The organism is Moorena sp. SIO3I6 (genome assembly GCF_010672095.1).
The window spans coordinates 130335-149761 of record NZ_JAAHHU010000003.1 but is presented as its reverse complement, the minus strand read 5'-3'; the positions used below and the strand labels follow the sequence as shown (position 1 = coordinate 149761).

21 protein-coding genes are annotated in these 19427 nt (G+C 44.9%); 10 read left to right on the top strand and 11 right to left on the bottom strand.

Annotated features, from left to right (window positions below; genetic code table 11):
• Positions 1–403 precede the first annotated feature (403 nt).
• From F6K49_RS02380 to F6K49_RS02350, 7 genes are all read left to right on the top strand, one after another.
• A complete protein-coding gene (locus F6K49_RS02380) occupies positions 404–937 on the top strand; it encodes a bleomycin hydrolase (protein ID WP_293025422.1) in 534 nt (177 codons plus the stop codon).
• Positions 938–1041: 104 nt separating this feature from the next.
• A complete protein-coding gene (gene cpeA, locus F6K49_RS02375; RefSeq protein ID WP_293025420.1) occupies positions 1042–1536 on the top strand; it encodes a class 1 C-phycoerythrin subunit alpha in 495 nt (164 codons plus the stop codon).
• Between the two features lie 208 nt (positions 1537–1744).
• Positions 1745–3025, top strand: a complete 1281-nt coding sequence (locus F6K49_RS02370) for a HEAT repeat domain-containing protein (protein WP_293093866.1) — start codon at positions 1745–1747, stop codon at positions 3023–3025.
• 154 nt (positions 3026–3179) lie between these two features.
• Positions 3180–4028 carry a Uma2 family endonuclease gene (locus tag F6K49_RS02365; RefSeq protein ID WP_293025416.1) on the top strand — a complete coding sequence of 283 codons (849 nt, stop codon included), beginning with the start codon at positions 3180–3182 and terminating at the stop codon, positions 4026–4028.
• Positions 4029–4231: 203 nt separating this feature from the next.
• Complete coding sequence (locus tag F6K49_RS02360; RefSeq protein ID WP_293025414.1) at positions 4232–4765, top strand: phycocyanin subunit beta; 534 nt, start codon at positions 4232–4234, stop codon at positions 4763–4765.
• Positions 4766–4840: 75 nt separating this feature from the next.
• The gene (locus F6K49_RS02355; RefSeq protein ID WP_287248232.1) at positions 4841–5329 is read left to right on the top strand and encodes a bleomycin hydrolase; all 489 of its coding nucleotides are present in this window, start codon (positions 4841–4843) and stop codon (positions 5327–5329) included.
• A 290-nt stretch (positions 5330–5619) separates the two neighbouring features.
• The gene (locus F6K49_RS02350) at positions 5620–6288 is read left to right on the top strand and encodes a HEAT repeat domain-containing protein (RefSeq protein ID WP_293093861.1); all 669 of its coding nucleotides are present in this window, start codon (positions 5620–5622) and stop codon (positions 6286–6288) included.
• Between the two features lie 218 nt (positions 6289–6506).
• Here the strand turns inward: F6K49_RS02350 and F6K49_RS02345 are convergent, their stop codons facing one another.
• From F6K49_RS02345 to F6K49_RS02310, 8 genes are all read right to left on the bottom strand, one after another.
• Positions 6507–7826, bottom strand: a complete 1320-nt coding sequence (locus F6K49_RS02345) for a hypothetical protein (RefSeq protein ID WP_293093858.1) — start codon at positions 7824–7826, stop codon at positions 6507–6509.
• Between the two features lie 243 nt (positions 7827–8069).
• Complete coding sequence (locus F6K49_RS02340; protein ID WP_293093855.1) at positions 8070–9896, bottom strand: phycobilisome rod-core linker polypeptide; 1827 nt, start codon at positions 9894–9896, stop codon at positions 8070–8072.
• A 484-nt stretch (positions 9897–10380) separates the two neighbouring features.
• Positions 10381–10584 carry a phycobilisome linker polypeptide gene (locus tag F6K49_RS02335; RefSeq protein WP_293027884.1) on the bottom strand — a complete coding sequence of 68 codons (204 nt, stop codon included), beginning with the start codon at positions 10582–10584 and terminating at the stop codon, positions 10381–10383.
• Between the two features lie 191 nt (positions 10585–10775).
• A complete protein-coding gene (locus F6K49_RS02330; protein WP_293027887.1) occupies positions 10776–11537 on the bottom strand; it encodes a phycobilisome rod-core linker polypeptide in 762 nt (253 codons plus the stop codon).
• Positions 11538–11906: 369 nt separating this feature from the next.
• Positions 11907–12701: a phycobilisome rod-core linker polypeptide gene (locus F6K49_RS02325; RefSeq protein ID WP_293093851.1), complete on the bottom strand. Its 795-nt coding sequence runs from the start codon at positions 12699–12701 to the stop codon at positions 11907–11909.
• 156 nt (positions 12702–12857) lie between these two features.
• Positions 12858–13652 (bottom strand): phycobilisome rod-core linker polypeptide, encoded by a 795-nt coding sequence (locus F6K49_RS02320; RefSeq protein ID WP_293027893.1) that lies wholly within the window; start codon positions 13650–13652, stop codon positions 12858–12860.
• Between the two features lie 42 nt (positions 13653–13694).
• A complete protein-coding gene (locus F6K49_RS02315; RefSeq protein ID WP_293093848.1) occupies positions 13695–14486 on the bottom strand; it encodes a phycobilisome rod-core linker polypeptide in 792 nt (263 codons plus the stop codon).
• A gap of 190 nt (positions 14487–14676) precedes the next feature.
• Complete coding sequence (locus F6K49_RS02310; RefSeq protein WP_293027899.1) at positions 14677–15546, bottom strand: phycobilisome linker polypeptide; 870 nt, start codon at positions 15544–15546, stop codon at positions 14677–14679.
• A gap of 452 nt (positions 15547–15998) precedes the next feature.
• On the opposite strand from F6K49_RS02310, the gene F6K49_RS02305 reads away from it, so the two are divergent.
• Positions 15999–16409: a hypothetical protein gene (locus F6K49_RS02305; protein WP_293093845.1), complete on the top strand. Its 411-nt coding sequence runs from the start codon at positions 15999–16001 to the stop codon at positions 16407–16409.
• On the opposite strand, the gene F6K49_RS02300 is transcribed toward F6K49_RS02305, so the two are convergent.
• Positions 16341–17207 carry a HEAT repeat domain-containing protein gene (locus F6K49_RS02300; protein WP_293093841.1) on the bottom strand — a complete coding sequence of 289 codons (867 nt, stop codon included), beginning with the start codon at positions 17205–17207 and terminating at the stop codon, positions 16341–16343. The two genes, F6K49_RS02305 and F6K49_RS02300, sit on opposite strands and share 69 nt — an antisense overlap.
• Before the next feature lie 54 nt (positions 17208–17261).
• Positions 17262–17468, bottom strand: a complete 207-nt coding sequence (locus F6K49_RS02295; protein WP_075904227.1) for an acetyltransferase — start codon at positions 17466–17468, stop codon at positions 17262–17264.
• 173 nt (positions 17469–17641) lie between these two features.
• On the opposite strand from F6K49_RS02295, the gene F6K49_RS02290 reads away from it, so the two are divergent.
• The gene (locus F6K49_RS02290) at positions 17642–17833 is read left to right on the top strand and encodes a hypothetical protein (RefSeq protein WP_293093838.1); all 192 of its coding nucleotides are present in this window, start codon (positions 17642–17644) and stop codon (positions 17831–17833) included.
• On the opposite strand, the gene F6K49_RS02285 is transcribed toward F6K49_RS02290, so the two are convergent.
• A complete protein-coding gene (locus F6K49_RS02285; RefSeq protein WP_293036036.1) occupies positions 17810–18667 on the bottom strand; it encodes a pentapeptide repeat-containing protein in 858 nt (285 codons plus the stop codon). The two genes, F6K49_RS02290 and F6K49_RS02285, sit on opposite strands and share 24 nt — an antisense overlap.
• A 139-nt stretch (positions 18668–18806) precedes the next feature.
• Between F6K49_RS02285 and F6K49_RS02280 the strand changes: the two genes are divergently transcribed.
• On the top strand, positions 18807–19400 hold the full coding sequence (locus F6K49_RS02280) for a phycobiliprotein lyase (RefSeq protein ID WP_293093836.1): 594 nt from the start codon (positions 18807–18809) through the stop codon (positions 19398–19400).
• Positions 19401–19427: the final 27 nt, after the last annotated feature.

Sequence of the window (19427 nt, the reverse complement as noted above, 5' to 3'; positions counted from 1 at the left end):
GGGCAATTAGGACATGACAAAAGTCTCAAACCTAAGTAAGCGCAAGAGTTTGACTTCTGACTTCTGACTTCTGACTTCTGACTTCTGCTATAGCTTAATGCTTACCAATTAGTTGACGTATTTTAGTCTTGGGTTAATTGGAGTAGGCAGTAATGAATGATAATATATCACAGTTAGGTACATCCAATTATTAAGTTTTGTATATAACTGCCGAGTCGGTTAACCGACTCCAGTGTGATCGACTGGTGACCTTGTGACGAATATTACAGATTATTACTTTGTTGTTAATAAATGAGACTGCGGTCCCCATAATCCGCTAATCATAATAATCAGCTGGTCAAATTTGATAAATGACAAGCAAGATAGCAAACTAGTTAAGTACCTTTAATTTAAGGAGATCTCAATGCTTGACGCTTTTTCCAGAGCTGTAGTTACAGCAGATAGCAAAACCGCATGTCTAGGTGCTGGAGACCTGGCTGAACTAAAAGGCTTTATTGCTGATGGTAATAAGCGCCTTGATATTGTCAACATTATCGCCAGCGACGCCAGCTGCATAGTTTCCGATGCTGTTTCTGGCATGATCTGCGAAAACACTGGTTTGATTCAAGCTGGTGGTAACTGCTACCCCAACCGCCGCATGGCTGCTTGCTTGCGTGATGGTGAAATCATCCTCCGCTACGTGACCTATGCGATCTTGGCTGGTGATGCTTCTGTACTCAGCGACCGCTGCCTGAATGGTCTCAAGGAAACCTACAGCGCTCTGGGTGTACCCACTACCTCCACAGCTCGTGCTGTTGGAATCATGAAAGCGGCTGCAGTTGCTTTCGTTAACAACACCGCTAGCCAGCGCAAGTTTGAACTCACTTCCGGGGATTGTTCCTCCTTAGCTGCTGAAACTGCTGGTTACTTCGACGCAGTAGTTGCTGCTATCAGCTAGTCTTTCCCTTTTGCCTAAGATAACCAAGCTCCTGCCAAAGCGAGCTGGGAAAGCGAAAAGCTAAGTATAATCTTTGTCAAAACCCATTCAGGAGATATATAAAGATGAAATCAGTTATAACCACAGTTGTTACTGCTGCGGATGCGGCAGGCCGTTTCCCTAGCAGCTCTGACCTTGAGTCTGTTCAAGGTAGCCTGCAACGGGCTGCTGCTCGTATGGAAGCTGCTGAAAAGCTAGCAGCTGGCATTGATGCTGTAACCAAAGAAGCTGGTGATGCTTGCTTTAAGAAGTATCCTTACCTGAAAGAATCTGGTGAAGCTGGGGATTCTCAAGTCAAAGTTGACAAGTGCTACCGGGATCTCGGTCACTACCTACGCTTGATCAACTACTGCTTGGTTGTTGGCGGTACTGGTCCTCTAGATGAGTGGGGTATTGCTGGTCAGCGTGAAGTTTACCGTTCTTTGAACCTACCTACCCCTCCCTATATCGCAGCTCTTGAGTTCACTCGCGATCGCGGTTGTGCTCCTCGTGACATGTCTCCTCAAGCTTTGGTTGAGTACAAAACTTACCTCGACTATGTAATCAACTCCCTGTCCTAAGGAGATCACGGTTAAAATCCGTCGCTGATTGACTAACATTTCGATCAGCACCTGGGGACTCTTAGTACGTTGCTTTGCCTGAATTGGTTGAGTACCGTCAAAGAGTCCCCTAATTGTTTTGGGAAGTTAGGGGGGAAAACCAACTAAACTACTTAGTAAAACCTATTGTTAATTGCTAAATAACTACTAAATCACTACTAAATCACTGATGGATAAACGTTTTGCCAATATATTTAATTTGACCGAAGATCAAGCGATCGCACTTTTAAAGACCCCCTTAGAGCAGCTGGAAGACCCATCTGATCGCTATCTGGCTGCATCCCATTTAATTAACTTTGACACCGAGCGCTCAATCAATGCCTTGATGGAAACCGTGCAAGAGCAAAACTCAGAAATGTACCATCGTATCGCTCGACGCAAGGCAGTAGAAAGTTTAGGTCGTCTGAAAGCCTCTGTAGCCCTACCCATCATTCGCTCATGTCTAGGGGATGAGGATTGTTACACGGTGGAAAATGCTGTCTGGGCAATTGGGGAAATTGGTACTCAAGATCCGGAAATTCTCGAAGAAATTGCCCAGCTACTGGAGAAGCCAGGTCAGACTTATCGGGTGATTATCCAAACTCTGGCAGCACTGGACTATAAACCAGCCCTTGAGAAGATTAAGACCTTTACTAAATCCGATAATGAACCCATAGCCAGTGCTGCGATCGCAACGGTTTGTCGGTTCACAGGGGATACCACCGAAATGCACAAAGTGATGGCATTCCTACAACACTCTAGTGTCAATGCCCGACGAGCTTGTATTCAAGACCTGATTGATGCCCGATACTACCAAGGAATTCCTAAAATTGCGACCTGTCCCATTTCCATGGTCTTTCGAATACGAGGAATTCGCCTCTTGGCAGAGGCTGGGTTGCCAGCCGGTAATATCACCTTTGAGGAGATCGAACCATCACTCGATCAAGTGATTCGTGATCATCCTGATCACCTAGAGCTGGTTCATGAATATGACCAAATGCCCAGTTTAGAATTCTTGATTAACGAGCTATACCATACAGATTTTGGGCGGTGTTATCTAGGCAGTAAAACTCTGCTGAAGTTATCCCCAGATGCTGTCGCTGAAGCCCTACTGGCTACCTATGCTGACAAAGCCCATAACGATTATGGTGCTCACTACCATGTGGTCAAACTCTTAGGCTGGCTCAAATACGCTGATGCCTACGATTTGATAGTGGAAGCCTTACACAATAAAGCACCCCAGTTTCAAAAATCCCGTGCTGCTGCTGCTATTGCCTTGGGGAATTTAGGGGATAAACGGGCAATTCCCTTACTCAAAGACAGCCTCAATACCAAGATTTTTAACTTGAAATATGCCAGTTTAATCGCATTAGAGCAGTTAGGGGATACCAGTGGTCAAGAGCTGGCAGCTAATGATTCAGATTGGTTGATTCGGGAGAAAGCAGTTACTAAAGTGGTTACTAGTCATTAGCTATTAGGATTAGTCATTAGTCACCTTGGAAGAGCATCTTTAGTGTACTAAGCACTAATACCATGCTCTGGTAATTGGTAATTGGGATCGCCTATCACACGCTTTGCAGCCAGGATAATATAGAGATTATCACCGCCATAGTCTAGGCCAGATCATGACTGAGACAGTACCTCGAGTCAAATTACCTCCTCCCTTTCCTGACCACACCCAGCTACCGGAGTCAGATGGAACATTTGTGAAAAACTTTCAAGAGCATCCCCAAAGTATAATTCTAACGGATTCGATTGGAGAGATATTACAACAGCGACATCCTGATGGAGAATATGCTATTGGGCAAGACTGTGGTATATACTGGCGAGAAACTGATCCACCTGAAAAAGGAGCCGAAGCACCTGATTGGTTTTATGTTCCCAATGTCCCTCCTCAGCTAGACGGTAAAATTCGTCGCTCCTATGTGGTGTGGCGGGAACATATAGCACCATTAATTGCTTTAGAATTTGCCAGTGGCAATGGGGATGAAGAACGGGACAAAACCCCATTATCCCTCTCGACTCAAGGAGAAGTAACTAAGCCAGGGAAGTTTTGGGTATATGAGCAAATTATCCGAATTCCCTACTATGGTATTTATCAAATAAACAACAGCTCTCTTGAAGTCTATACCTTGGTCAGTGGGTTTTATCAGAAATTAACCCCTAATGAACGAGGGCATTATTATATTTCACCCTTGGGTGTAGAACTAGGCTTATGGCAAGGAAGTTATCAGAATCAAACTCAACTATGGCTAAGGTGGTGGGATGAGGAAGGAAATCTGTTGTTGATTGGTGATGAACGAGCTGTTCTAGAAAGGGAAAGAGCTGAACAAGAGCGACAACGTGCTGAACAAGCAGAGTCTATAGTGGAGCAGGAGCGCCAACGAACTCAAGCGGCTTTAGCAAGAGCGGCTCGGTTGGCTGAGCAGCTACGAGCAGCAGGTATTGACCCTGATCTTGACGATACTGTTTAGCATTGAACCAAACAGTTAAAGGTTTATTGATACAAAAGTATACAATTAAACTGATAGACGGAAATTTTTGTAATGTTTTGTTGCTTTGTTTCTCATAAATGGGACTAGAGTGTCAAACAGCTTTTATCGTCTAAATTGGTTAGTCAATTCATGAACGACAAGACCAATAATTTTAAGTCCTTGTTATTGATAAGGAGATTTTAATGCTAGACGCTTTTTCAAAAGCCGTAGTTGCTGCCGATTCCGCAGGTGGATTTGTTGGCGGTGCTGATTTAGAAGCTCTGAAGGGATTTGTTGCTGATGGCAACAAGCGCCTTGATGCTGTGAATTTTATCGCCAGCAATGCTAGCTGTATCGTTACTGATGCAGTTGCTGGTATCGTTTGCGAAAGCCCTGGTTTAACTGCTCCCGGTGGCGGTGTTTACACCAACCGCAAGATGGCTGCTTGTCTACGTGATGGCGAAATCGTCTTGCGTTATGTGTGCTACGCCGTTCTCAGCGGAGATAGTTCTGTACTGGCTGACCGCTGCTTGAATGGTCTGAAGGAAACCTACGCTGCTTTGGGCGTCCCCACTGGTAATACTGGCCGGGCTGTTGGCATCATGAAGGCTGCTGCTGTGGCTTTTGTTACCAACACTGCATCTCAACGCAAAGAGTCTGTTACTAGTGGTGATTGTTCCTCTTTGGCTGCAGAAGTCGGTAGCTACTTCGATGCAGTCGGCAGTGCTATTAGCTAGTCTCCCTGCTCAGGAGAATTTCAATTACACTGACCTTTTGCCGAAATCAATTTTAAGACAGGAGATATCTTAATTATGAAATCAGTGTTAACCACTGTTGTTGCTTCCGCTGACCTAGGAGGTCGGTTTCCTAGCGCTTCTGACCTAGAATCAGTTCAAGGTAGCTTGCAACGTTCTGCTGCTCGTATGGAAGCTGCTGAAAAGTTGGCAGGTAACTACGACGCTGTAGCTCAAGAAGCTGTTGATGCTATCTATAAAAAGTTCCCCAACGGTAGTGGTCGGGACATCGATGCAGGTACTCAGAAAGAAAAGTGCAAGCGTGACATCGTTCACTACCTGCGTTTGATCAACTATTGCCTAGTTGTTGGTGGTACTGGTCCTCTGGATGAGTGGGGTATTGCTGGCGCTCGTGAAGTCTACAAAGCTTTAGGTATCGATGCCGCTACCTATGTTACTGGTTTGACCGTCCTCCGGGATCGTGGCTGCGCTCCTCGTGATATGTCTGCCCAAGCCTTGGTTGAATACCGGGGTTATCTTGACTATGTAATCAACTCCATGTCATAGGATTATTGCTATCCACTTTCTGTAGTGGCTAGCTGCCTCTAGTACTTTCGACTGAAGGGGTATCTTAGCAAAGTGCTGTGCCTGAAACAGGTTCAGCACTTTGCTAAGAACCCCTTAGTTGTTGTGCTTGAAGATCCTGATACCAAGTGGCATTCAAAGAGAGTAGATGGCTTGGATAGGGAGATAGGGAGGTGGGGAGATGGGGAGATGGGGAGATGGGGAGATGGGGAGATCGGCGGAAGAGAAAGTTGTACGTTTGACCGCAACTTGGTATGACTCCTCGATCAAGAATGTCTACTAATATTTTTTTTACTGATATTTACGAATATCTACTAATGTCTACAGAAGAGTTATATCAACAATTAAAAAATAAAAATCCTAGACTCAGAGAAAGAGCCATGCGGCAGATTGCAGCAGAGCGCACCGAGAATACTATTTCTGAGTTGATGGCAATTTTGGGTGATGAGGATGTGGTTTATCGGCGAGCAGCAGTGCAAACTCTAGGTGTGATTGGTCTTGATGCTGTACCGGTATTGGCAGAAACCTTAACAACTAGTGAAAATAACACAGTACGGGCTAGCTGTGCAAAAGCGCTGGCTTCGATCGCTCTTAACTACTCAGAAGAAACTTTCCCAACTGTGGGGTTGCAGAGTCTACAAACGGCCCTTAAAGACCCAGATCCCGTTGTAAAAATATCAACAGTTGGCGCACTGGGAACCATTGGTCCACCCGCTTTTGAAGCCCTAGTGGCTGCTTTGGACATCGACGATATTGCGCTTCAAGTTACTGTGCTACAGGCTCTAGGTTCCTTAGGGGATGAGAGAGGTATGGAAGTGCTATCTGCTGCCGCTGAGAATCAGGAAGCCGACCCCTATATCCGAGAATCAGCAGCTAGTTCGATATCACGCTTGGAACAGATTATCAACTTTGGTTCATCCAGGAAAGCATCTCGAGAATAATACCAGAATAATTATAGCAGAAGTCAGAAGTTTGAAGTCAGAAGTCAGAAGTTAAACTAGCTTTGTATCTAGGTTTGAGGAAAAGTGACTGTCCTACACTAGGCTTCGACTGCTATAATAGAATTATTTGTTGTCATTAAAACCCAAAATTATCCCCAAAACTATCAACGAAGAAAGCCAGGGGAATTGACATAATTATTTATGCCTTCGGGCAATAGCTAAAACCATCTCCGGTTAAGCCTCTTGTTGAACTCTGTTTTGCCAATGGTTGCCCAACGCTTTAACTCAGAAATGTGTTTTTGTAAAGTTGCAATACGCTCCTCTTGCTCTTGATTATGCTGTTTCAAAGACTCATAACTCTCGGGAGCTTGATTAGCCGGAGATTGTTGTTCAGATAACTGACGCTCTAACTCAGCAATACGCTTCCCTTGGTCTTGAGTTTGCTGCTGTAGAAACTGATTACTTTCTACTTGTTGCGCCGCCTGAGATTGTTGCTCAGCTAGCTGCTTCTGTAACTTCTTAACCAGATTAGATTGCTGTTGTGCCTGCTGTTGCAGAGTCTGGTTACTCTCGACCTGTTGTGTTGCTAGAGATTTTTGGTCAGCTAACTTCTGTTGTAAGTCTTCAATCACATTAGCTTGCTGTTGAGCCTGCTGTTGTAAAGACTGATAACTTTCTGTCTGTTCAGCAGTTTGAGATTTTTGGTCTGCTAACTGCTTCTGTAATTTCTTAACCAGATTCCCTTGCTCTTGTGCCTGCTGTTGTAAAGACTGATAGCTTTCGGTTTGTTCAGCAGTTTGAGATTTTTGGTCTGCTAACTGCTTCTGTAATTTCTTAACCAGATTAGATTGCTCTTTAGCCTGCTGTTGTAAAGACTGATAACTTTCCGTTTGTTCAGCAGTTTGAGATTTTTGGTCTGCTAACTGCTTCTGTAATTTCTTAACCAGATTAGATTGCTCTTTAGCCTGCTGTTGTAAAGACTGATAGCTTTCGGTCTGTTCAGCAGTTTCAGATTTTTGGTCAGCTAGTTGCTTCTGTAATTTCTTAACCAGATTCCCTTGCTCTTGTGCCTGCTTTTGTAAAGACTGATAGCTTTCGGTCTGTTCAGCAGTTTCAGATTTTTGTTGAGCTAACTTCTGCTGTAAGTCTTCAATCAAATTAGCTTGCTCTTTAGCCTGCTGTTGCAAAGACTGGTAATCTTCTTGGGATACACCAGAACCACCAGGCTCAGACACATCAGTTTGTACCGGTTGCTTACCCTCTATAACCTGAATCTTGGTTTGAGATTTTGTGGCTCCATTGTTGGGGGATGTTTCGTTTGCCTGCGGTGGATTTTCCAGCGCAATAGTCATACTTGCCTGCTGGCATGCGATCGCAATATTACCTCTGGCGATACGCTCAATTAGTTCCGAGCGGGACAATCCAGTATTCTGAGCCATCTGAGTCAACAAGCCAATGCCTGTAGGGGTCAGGGATATCCCCACCTTGGACTTACTTTCTGAATACTGGCTAGCAGTTTTACGGCTTTTCTTGGCCATTGGCTTTTCCTCCGGATCGGCTATTTAAAGTCTATATATTTTACTGTTAAAAGTACCTCTTTAAAAGCTTAAGTTAGAAGCTTTAGTTAAAAGCTTGTATTTCCCAGGTAGTTGTTGATGGTTGACCGCTGTCATTCAACTCTCAACAGTCAACCGTCAACAACCCACACATTTCTATGGCAACTTTCTATGGCAACTGGCGATAGAGCTAATCCCAGCTCTAATAAGTACTAAGTTTTTCCTCTAATAACTACGAGGACGCCACTTATTCAACCGCGCTTCTGCAATCATAGCTAAACGCCGCTGATCAGCAACCTTTTCTTGTAAGGTAGCAATTTCCTGGGCCTGTTTTTCAGACTTTTGTTGGAGAGCTTCATAACTGTCTGGCTCTACAGTCGCTGCTGCCATTGGGATTGGGGGTGCCATGGTGGTGAAACCACTACCACCATTGCTCGAAGAACTGTAAGACTGCCATTTGCTAAACTGTGATTCTCCAAAGCTAGCCAATGGTCGTAAGTCTGCCAACTGTTTCTGCAAGCTTTCCAGCAGTTCTTCTTGCTCTTGGCATTTCCGTTCGATGGCTTGATAGGCTTCTGAGCGTTCTTTCTCAGCTCCTGCGGTAGCTTGCTTCGGTTGGATTTTGGGCTTGAGTACTTCATCCAATAAGGCTTGGATATCAGTAACTGGGGCAAGCCCAAGGGGATTATTATAAATAATCGATTTATTAAGCCTTGATGGATTCCCTGACAAATTGTCTTTATCAGAGCTAGAAACGCTGGGCATCAGCACCAACATGTTAGTAAACCCAAGCAGCTTTTTGCCTGTTTGGGTTTTATAGCCCCGGTAAAAGGGTACAGTATCCTCCCCAAAGACCTCTTGGTACTCGTCACTATCGATATAGGAATCAATATCCGCCTCGAAACCTCCTTGATCCAGTACTTGGCTGTGATAGAAGGTCTCAGAGTAGTCATCAGGAGCACGACCTAGCAAATGCTTAAAATTCAGCTCGATTGACCGGTAGCGGGGACAGATATCAAAAAACCTTGACCGATACAACTCTGACTTGGCCACCTGACGCACAAACTCACGGACAGTGATTTGGCCCCGCTTGATCTGGGATTCGGGGACAATCAGCCGTTCACTCTCCATGACATGGGCATTTCCCAAAACCTGACGGTAGACTGCTCGAATCACCGTCTCGATTTCTGCTTCCGAGCGACCTGGCCACAGCTCAATCGGATCAATTTGTTCCCAGGCTTGATACTGGCGTTGCCAGGTTTGAGTCGTGTTTTGCTCGAGTTTTTCAGCTTCTGTAAGAATCTTAGGTGCTATTTGAGTTTCTGTGGGACTTGCTGGTTGCTCTTTCTTGAGACCTAGAACATTAGCCAGGAGTTTATTGACATCAGTGGGTTTTACTAGGTCACCAGCTCCAGAAAGCGGCTCCATATTACTGGGGCTATTGGTCATCAGGGACTGATTCAACCGAGACCAATTCCCCCGCCAAACAGTGCCTTTATCGCTACCAGAGGCACCACGCAACAGTTTTAAGAGATGGGTAAATCCCACTGTACTCTTGCCTATCTGGGTTTTGTAACCTCGATAATAGGGCACCTGGTTTTCCCCAAAAGCGATCTGGTATTCTTCGCTATCGATATAAGAATCGATTTCAGTCTCATAACCCCCTTGATCAAGGATCCTCGTATGCTCAATAATTTCCTCATAGCTTTCGGGAGCTCGACCAAGGAGATGCTTGAAATTCAACTCAATGGCTCGGTTACGAGGGCAACTGCTGAAAAATCGGGAGTAGTAAAGCTCAGATTTAGCCACTTGCCGCACAAATTCCCGGACAGAAATTTCTCCGTTTCTAAGTTGGGATTCGGAAACGGTGAGCCGCTCACTGTCCATGACATAGGTATTCCCCAACACTTGCCGATAGACAGCCCGAATCACAATTTCCAGTTCTTCTTCAGAATGACTAGGCCACAGTTCAACTGGGTCTGTTTCTTGAAATGCTGCCACCCCTAATTGTGCGGCGCGTGTCAGTACAGGGTTTATAAAACCAATTACCATCTAAAAGACCTCCCAATCCATTCCATTGTTGTTCAATGTTGTTAAATAAAGTTAATAAACAACTTTTGTATGAATACTACTTTATTCAATAAAATAAAGATTTAATTTAATAAATAAATTCAATATAGCGTTTCTAGGATTTATGAGGTACCCTTCTCAACCTCAAAGTCCCCCTTGATAAGGGGGATTTAGGGGGATCTCTTTGTACCTCATGGGTATAAGACTTGCTATATTCTAGTATTTATCCTTGAATTACAAAAAAAAATGATTGATAACTATATTGATTCAACAATATAAGTATTAATTTATTATTGGTTAAGCTTACGCTTTCCATATCATCTTGGTTGACTGACACGCTAGTTGCACTTAGAGATTTAATTGACTGTTGACTGCTGATCATTAACAGTCAACAGTCAACAGTCAACAGTCAACAGTTAAACGAAAAAATCTGTACGGTGCAGTAGTCAGCTCAACCTACTTTGTTTTAACTAACGTGGACACTAGTAACCTTACCACCCATACGGCTAATGTTCTTCATTGCCTCAGCTATACAGCTATAAGGAACCTTCGTCGTATAGTTACTTGTGCGCATTACATCTTGGCGACACAGACCTGTTACCTCTAGTACAACTGTGCGATCGCTATAATCACTCAGAGTGCTACTTCCATCTGTAATCATTCCTGACATCGGTAAAGTACCTCCAATTTACTAAGTTGTGAATTAAAAAACGGTCTATCCAACTGCCAATAGTTGACCAGTAGTTTAATAGCCAATAGTGTTAGTTTTTAGAAATTAGCTGTTGATTGCTCACAGCCTATTTCCAAAAACTAACATCTACATACTTAGCTCATATCAACTACTGAATCCTGACAGTCAACCTAACCTATTTCAGTAATACTGACAATTTTGCTGCCCATTTTGTGCATATTTTGAATCCTCGCCGACAACTGGTCGTAACCCACCTCATAGCTAGCATTACTCCGCTTGAAGCGAGAACCAACACCAGCTTTAGCGACAGTAATCTTAAAGCGTTTGCCTGTATTGGTGTAAGTACCTGAACCTCCAACAGGAGCAGTAATCTTGGTAGACAGATTAGCTCCTAAATCACTAATCAGCTTGGCTTGGTTACTGCTATCACTAGTAGCATCTCCCCGCATCAAGCAAAACGTCCGATTAAATCCTACGTTCTTAATCCCAACTTCGGTATTATTACTACGAGGATAGGGGACAATAAACTCACCAAAACTCAACTGATACTCTGCGCTATCGATATAAGAATCGATTTCAGCGTCGTAGCCAGCAGTGTTATAAATTAGAACATGTTCGGCAATTTCTGCCTGTTCCTGGGGAGCACGACCTAGAAAATGCTTGTAGTTGAGCTCAATGAAACGATACTGGGAAGCAGAATCAAAAAACAGGGACTTATACAAGTCTGATTTAGCGACCATGCGCACAAAGCCCCGTACACTGATATCCCCATTCCGCAGCATCGCTTCAGCACTAGTTAAGCGATCGGATTCCAGCAAGTGCTGGTTACCTAGAACCTGTTTGTAAACTGCCCTAATCACTGTCTGCAGATCATCTTCTGTTGCACCAGCACGCAACTCTATCGGGTCAGCATCTATTACCCAAAGTGACATTTAAATTCCTCCTAGATTCTTTACTCAGATTTAGCTGACTTACACAGCTATTCACTTATCAGTTACCAGTTATCAGTTACCAGTTAACTGTTAACAGTTTTTCTTGATGACAATTAACTGTTGACTTGTAAGCATTCAGCATTCAGCATTCAGCATTCAGCATTCAGCTAGCAGGCGCTTTAACTGAACGTGGTGGGATCAGTAAAACGAGCAGGGATTTTCAACTAGCTGTACCAGCCCGTAAGGTTGTTTACTACTTCCCGTTGATTAGCTGACGCCTGACAGCCGTGAGCCTTTGGCCAAGCGTGAGCCAAAGGCTCACGGCTGAATACTTACGTTGACTTAGTAACTGATAACCGGGCTACTGGATCAAGTTAACTCAGTAATACTGAGAATCTTGCCACCGCCTTTATGAATACTCTTGACTTGTTCAGAGAGTTGCTCGTAGCTAACCTGATAGTTCAGCTGGCTACACTTATTCAACCGGGCTACACCAGCGCATGTGGAAACAGCAATCTGGTAACGCTTGCCAGTATTGCCATAACCTGCACCATTTCCAACAGCTGGAGCTTTAATTTGTGGAGATATATTAGCAGCTACAGAAGTAATTAGCTGGGCTGGTTTTCCACTATCACTGGTAGGAGAGCCTCGCAATAACGAGAACATCCGATTAAAGCCCACATTCTTAATTCCAGGTTGGCTACGGATGCTGCGGGGGTAGGGAACGATGTTATCGCCAAAATTCTCAAGATATTCGTCACTATCGATATAGGAATCGATTTCCGCTTCGTAACCCTGTTCATTGTAAAGGCTGACGTGCTCAGAGATTTCAGCTTGATCTAGAGGAGCACGACCCAGCAAATGCTTGCAATTAAGCTCAATGAACTGATAGGGAGAAGACCCCTCGAAAAATCGGGATTGATACAGGGCTGATTGAGCCACCATGCGCACAAAGCCACGGACACTAATATCCCCATTGCGCAACATTGATTCCCCATTGCTGATTCGCTCGCTATCCATCAGATGGGCATTGCCCAAAACCTGCTTGTAAACAGCTCGAATTACCGTCAGCACATCCTCTTCAGTAGCATAGGGTCGCAGTTCTACTGGGTCACCTTCAAAGGCATCTAGACCAAGGGTGGCTGATACCGTTAAATTCCCCATTCTTATTTCTCCTAAACTCAGTTTGATAATGATATAATCGTTCGTTAAACCTAGTTTGAGGTAATTTCCCCAAACCTAGGGTCAGCTATTAAGGCGCTATTAAGCAATTATTAGCCGACCCTGAGTTTATATCAAATGGTCAACGTTCAACCAGCATTACAAAACTTCAGTAATGCTGATAATCTTTCCACCACATTTATGAATGTTTTGAAATTGTTGAGACATTTGACTGTAGTTAACTACCCGCTCTGTCTTGCTAAACTTATTGAGTCGAGCAGCAGCAGTTGAGGTAGAATAGACAATCCGGAACCGCTTGTCGGTGTTACTACTAGCTGCACCATTGCCAATCGCTGGCGGAGTGATTTTCGTGGACATATTCGCAGCCAAAGAGGAAATTAACTTTGCCTGTGTATCACTGTCACTGGTAGGAGAGCCCCGTAGCAATGAGAACATCCGATTGAACCCTTCAGTTTTGATCCCCACTTGGGTGCGGATAGACCGTGGATAAGGGACGGTGTACTCACTAAAGTTTTGAATGTATTCGTTGCTATCGATATAAGAGTCGATTTCAGCGTCGTAGCCCTCTGTATTATATATTTGGACGTGTTCAGTAATCTCTGCCTGGTCCTGGGGAGGGCGTCCTAACAAGTGTTTGAAGTTCAGCTCAATGAACCGGTACTGAGAAGAACTGTGAAAGAACAGTTTCTTATACAAATCAGATTTAGCAACTACCCTGACTAACTCACGCACTGTAATATTGCCATTCCGCAGTTGGGCTTCAGCACTAGAGAGCTGATCGCTCTCCATGATATGTTCATTGCCCAAAACCTGCTTGTAAACGGCTCGAATTACCGTTTGTAAATCATCTTCAGTGGCAAAAGGCCGTAATTCTAATGGATCACATTCAAAGGCATCCAAGCCTAGAGTCGCTGAGCGAGTTAAATTTCCCATTTCTATCTCTCCTTTAAAACTTCCGAAAAAAAACCCCAGACATTAGGAGATTTCTGTAATGCTGACGATTGTCCCACTAGTGCGATTAATCCGCTGAATTTGGGGTGTCATCTTGCTGCCAGGAACAATGTACTCAGTGGTACTACGACGGCGACGACCGCTGTACATGGCACCCCGCACGACAATTTTGAACATCTTTTCGGTAGCATCAGCATAAGCGGCAGCACGACCACCTGCCAGTGGCACAATTTTGCTGGTGCTATTGGTAGCAACTGCTTCTACCAAGCAAGAGCTTTTTATGGAGCTATCAACTTCTGAATGACCCCTTACCAAGGAGAGGGTACGGTTATAACCCACCTGCTTTTGGCCGATTTGGCTACTAGCACCACAATAGTAGGGTACGGTATCATCCCCAAAATTATTTTGGTACTCGTCACTATTGATGTAAGAATCAATCTCAGCATCGTAGCCCTGCTCAATACAGATACGGATGTGTTCCGAAATTTCTGTCTGATCTAGGGGAGCACGACCCAATAAATGCTTAAAGTTCAGCTCAATAAATCGGTAAGGCGCACAGGATTCAAAATACCGAGCGCGATAGAAATCTGATTTGGCAACAGCCCGCACAAATTCCCTGACAGTGATGCTGCCATCGCATAATTGCGATTCAGCACTCACCAGCCGCTCACTCTCCATAATGTGGGGGTTGCCCAAAACTTGACGATAAACTGCCCGAATTACAGCTTGCACTTCATCAATGCCGCTAGTAGGCCATAGTTCAAAGATGGTATCTGAATCTAGACCAAACTTGGCAGTAGGCGCTGTACTGACCATTTAAATTTCTCCTTGCAAAAAACTTATTCAAAATAGAGGGGATTTTCCTTGCCAAAACAAAGTAACCAACCCTTCATTTCACTGCACCTCTACCTTCTTTGGCAGCAAACTAGTTGGCTTGCTGCCAAAGCACGCAGACATACACGAACTTTCCCAGATTAGAAACGTTTGAATCCCGATTGAATCCTAATTACACAACGGTGATGCTGGCAATCACGCCACCCTGCTTATGAATCCGCTGGTACTCTTTGGAGAGCTGATCAAACGGAACCAGGTATACCTGGTTACTGCGCCGGAATTTGGATACCCGATTCACTGCACCAGGGGACTTATAGCCAGTTACCTCAATCCGGTACACCTTACCTTCAGCAGTAGCTCCAGCACCATGGCGAGTTCTGGCACCCAATGGGGTTTCTTGGAAAGACCAGCCAGATACACCACCAGATGGCGGAACCACTGCTGTCGGAATTTCTTGAATTACATTCTTATTTAGACAAGGACTCTTGCCAGCCAAGCTCCCTTTGAAGTCGCTACTAGAAGCTCCTCGCAACAGTTGGAACATGTGGGTAAACCCAACCATCTTCTTGCCTGTTTGGGTTTTGTAGCCTCGGTAGAAGGGAACTGTGTCTTCCCCATAGACTTCCTGGTACTCGTCACTGTCGAGATAGGAATCAATCTCTGCCTCGAAGCCCCCTTCATCCCAGATAATACTGTGAGCCTTCATCTCATCGAAGCCATCGGGAGCCCGACCAAGTAAATGTTTGAAATTCAGCTCAATTACTCGGTAGCGGGGGGCTTTATCGAAAAACCGGGAGCTGTAAGCATCGGATTTCGCTACTGCCCGCACAAATTCCCGAACGCTGAGTTCACCTAGTTTAAACTGAGACTCTGGGACAGCCAGTCGCTCACTTTCCATGACATAAGCATTGCCCAAGACTTGCCGATAGACCGCCCGAATCACGGCCTCAGCGTCCTCGCTTGAGATACCTGGCCACACTTCAATTGGATCTGTGTCTTCAAATAGGCCGACACCTAGCTGTGATGCTGGTCCGAATGCCATTAACAGATTCTCCTAGATAGCAACAAATTTTTTAATCAGGGTTTTCTCAGGGTGTTTAAAAAACTTTACAAGCTTTTAAACAACAACATAACCTCTCTCACGACTCCTGATGGAAGAGTCTTGGGAGCTCATAGCTCCTGTGAGCGAGATTGTGTCAGTGTTTTACACCTTCACACATTTATTTATACAATGCCCTGATCACCCTAAATTATCAAGATTTGTAAACTTCTGGGATTGCCTGTGATTGAAACTGACGACTATCTTAGAAATTATGAATTATAAAATATTACTTATTATAGGGAACAGGGAACAGGGAACAGGGAACAGGGAACAGGGAACAGGGAACAGGGAACAGAAAAAAAATTCTCTGTACCTCATAAATATGATAACCGCTAGATTTATCAATGATTTTTTTTAAGCTACCCTAGACCGAACACCCAGGGCGAACAACCTTGGCCAAAAGGCCACGCAATCGCGTTCAACCTTGGCCAAAAGGCCACGCAATCGCGTTCAACCTTGGCCAAAAGGCCACGCAATCGCGTTCAACCTTGGCCAAAAGGCCACGCAATCGCGTTCAACCTTGGCCAAAAGGCCACGCAATCGCGTTCAACCTTGGCCAAAAGGCCACGCAATCGCGTTCAACCTTGGCCAAAAGGCCACGCAATCGCGTTCAACCTTCAACCTTCAACCTTCAACCCTTCAACCCTTCAACCTTGGCCAAAAGGCCACGCAATCGCGTTCAACCTTCAACCCTTCAACCCTTCAACCCTTCAACCCTTCAACCCTTCAACCCTTCAACCCTTCTGAATTTGTGCGATCGCTACCTTGACCAGTTGGCGAATTTCCTCTCGCTGATCGGATAACTTGGCTGTTAAGGCGGGTAAAGCCGCTTCATCCTTAAGCTTCCCTAAGGATAAGATTGCCCTCCGCCTCACCTCTTGGCTGGGGTCTTCCAGTAACGGGATTAAATGGGGAACCCCTAGCTGGGGGTCAAGTTGGCTCACCGATGTAGCTGCTTCGGCACGAACATTGACAGATTCATCTTTCAGTGCTAAGAGGAGAATTTCTGTAGCCTGGTCATTACCTGGTTCATCTACCAAATTAGCGATCGCTCCGACTACTGCCATCCGCACATCTTCCGATTCGGAGTGGATTGCCTGATACAGGTGCTCAGCTGCTTCTGACCCAATGAACGCCAATGCCCAAGAGGCATGACCTTTTGCAGATTGGGGATAATCTGCTGATTCCAACACCTCAATCAACTTTGGTACAGCCGCTTCTCCCATTCTGGCTAAGGCTCCAGCCGCTGAACTCTTGACCACTGTATCCTCATCATTTAACAAGGCATCAATCAGGGTAGTAACCCCCTGGGGATCCCTTATTTTTGCTAAAGCCTTGCCACAAGACCTGCGCACCACCGGGTTTGGGTGATTAGCTAGTGCTTCGAGCAAGAACGGAGAAGCTACCTTACCAATTTTGCCAAAGGCTTCCACGAATCCCAGTCTGACCATTCCCCGGCTATCAGCCAGGGATTCAACCATCTTTTTTAACTGTTGCGGATTAGTAATATCAACGTTTCCCTCAGCAAGTTGGCTATTGACATCAGCCAGCAAGCTGTCAGTTTCAGAGGGAGCTGGCGGTTGAGTTTCCGATGTAACCATGGGTAATTCCAGTTGCTTTAGTCAGTTGCGTCAGGATGATGGCAAGGATGATTGCTAGGGGCGGAGATTTTCCAGAGCAGCGTCGATCTTAATAATTTCTGGGTGGTTTTTGATATGCTCCATGGCCGCCTTTTTCGGCAGTTTCACCTTCTGAGCCATTTTCATCACATCATTAACGAGTCTTTCCCGATATTTCTCTAATTCAGTAATAACTTCCTCAATTTCTGCCGGTGATGGCTGGGCTTCTTGAATTTCAGACATTTTGGTGACGTTCTTAAATGGTTATTTAAGTTTACAGGTTACAGGTTACAAGTTACAGGTTACAAGTTACAGGTTATAGGTTACAGGTTACAGGTTACAAGTTACAAGTTACAGGTTACAGGTTACAGGTTACAGGTTACAGGTTACAGGTTACGGGTTTGAACGGTTTAACCTTGGCCAAAAGGCCACGCAATCGCGTTCAACCTTCAACCTTTCAACCTTCAACCTTCAACCTTTCAACCTTCAACCTTCAACCTTCAACCGTTCAACCTTCAACCTTTCAACCTTGGCCAAAAGGCCACGCAATCGCGTTCAACCTTCAACCTTTCAACCTTCAACCTTCAACTAGGATGACTGGCTCCTAAACTTTCCCGAGTATTACTTCGAGTATAGGGATTCCAGGTGTCTAGATCTTTATATGGTTGATTCAAAAGCATCGAACGGGTGGCTTCACTGATGCCTTGAGCCATGGTAAAGTCAGCCCCAGCAATATTTTGTACATGGTTTAAATCTGCTCCAGTCAGGTCGGCCCCTCGCAAATCCGCTCCCTCCAGCTCCACGCCACTCATACGGGCATTACGCAAACAAGCCCCGGTCAGGAAAGCCTTCCGTAAGTTGGATCCACTCAAAGCAGCATCCTGTAAATTAGCACCGGTTAAATCGGCTCCGCTGAGATAGCCTCCTATTACTCTAATCCCTTGCAAGTCAACTCCCCTCAGATTAGCGGTATTGAGAAAAGCACCATTGAGATTAGCACCAGGCCCAACAGCACCAGAACTTTTGTAGCGAAATCCTTCTGGCCAAGTAGTTTCCCGGTCATACAGGGCTACTTGTAGGTTGGTTTCATTTAAGTTAGCCATCGTCAAATTAGCCTTCCTTAAATCTGCCCGGTTTAAATACGCCCCTTCCAAATCAGCTCCAGTCAGGTCAGCGCCAGTCAGGTCAGCTCCCCTGAGATCAGCTCCCCTCAGATTCGCTTCCCGCAAAATTGCCTGACTAAGATTAGCCCCAGTCAGGGTAGCTTGGCTCAAATTAGCTTTCTGTAGGTTAGCACCACTGAGGTTAACCTGGTACAAGTCTCTCTGACTCCAATCGATGCCCTCAAGATTAGCATCAGAGATATAGTCTCCGGCTTGGAACCGTTTTAAGATATCCATAGCTTGGTTGTTAGTGCGATCGCTTAACCGAGTTTGAATCATTATAATTTGTAAACTCTACCTGGAACTGCCAAGGTTAGTCTACCGTTCTGGTGGGAACACAGGGTATTAAAAACAATTACTATTTCTAGGGTAGGGGCTAGCTCTACCCATCTATCACTATCAGGAGGTTCAAGCAAAAATGCGACTCAAGCCACCCATGACCATGATGGACTTCTTTCGGAAAAGCGAGGGCAAGTGGTTTACTCAACGCACAGTTCATCACTTTGATAACGCTGCCGATGAATCGGGAGAATCCAATCTGATTGTTCAAGTCATCGAAAAAGATAACCCTAAAGTCAAAGCCGTGTGTGACCTCCAAAAGATTGACCCAAGCCAGGCGATGGGGGGAGCGAGCTTTATGTGGCAAATCAATTTAGATGACCGGGAACCAAATTCCAAATATGCGGCAATTTTGATTGATGTTCCAGATGATGAAACTAAGCTTAGTGGTAAACTCATTCGAGACCAGGGCTATGTGGAAAGTATTCCGGTAGTGAGTCGGTATTGGTTTGGCAAAGACGGCATCCTCACCATTGATACCAATTACCAGAATAATCAGGGTCAAGAACGTTGTTGGTTTGTCACCGATGATTTTCGTGTCCGAGTCAGCACTGTGCGCATGATGAATGGCGTCAATCTCATGACCTATTGCTCTGAACGCCGTTGTGTTTCTAGGGAAATGCTGGAACAAATGATTGAAACTAATCGCGCTAGAGCTATGGCGGCGCAATAATAATTAAGGCATTGAAACAAGAATTCA